Source organism: Streptomyces sp. URMC 127, from assembly GCF_051386535.1.
In the GTDB taxonomy this organism is placed as follows: Bacteria; Actinomycetota; Actinomycetes; order Streptomycetales; family Streptomycetaceae; genus Streptomyces.
Genome location: NZ_JBPQTW010000502.1, coordinates 1 through 483, shown reverse-complemented (window position 1 = coordinate 483; position 483 = coordinate 1). Strand labels below are relative to the sequence as shown.

Sequence of the window (483 nt, the reverse complement as noted above, 5' to 3'; positions counted from 1 at the left end):
AGATTTCAGCTACGGGGGTCTTACCCTCTACGCCGGACCTTTCGCATGTCCTTCGCCTATCCATACGGTTTCTGACTCGCCGACCAGCCGGCAGACTGATCAAGAGAACTCCCACAACCCCGTATACGCAACCCCTGCCGGGTATCACACGCATACGGTTTGGCCTCATCCGGTTTCGCTCGCCACTACTCCCGGAATCACGGTTGTTTTCTCTTCCTGCGGGTACTGAGATGTTTCACTTCCCCGCGTTCCCTCCACACTGCCTATGTGTTCAGCAGCGGGTGACAGCCCATGACGACTGCCGGGTTTCCCCATTCGGACACCCCCGGATCAAAGCTCGGTTGACAGCTCCCCGGGGCCTATCGCGGCCTCCCACGTCCTTCATCGGTTCCTGGTGCCAAGGCATCCACCGTGCGCCCTTAAAAACTTGGCCACAGATGCTCGCGTCCACTGTGCAGTTCTCAAGCAACGACCAGCCACCCA

Annotated in this window: 1 rRNA gene; it reads right to left on the bottom strand. The window is 59.0% G+C overall.

Features of this window, described 5'->3' with window-relative positions:
- A 23S ribosomal RNA gene (locus ACSNOH_RS35120) occupies positions 1 to 433 on the bottom strand; the annotation flags it as partial.
- Between the last annotated feature and the right edge of the window lie 50 nt (positions 434 to 483).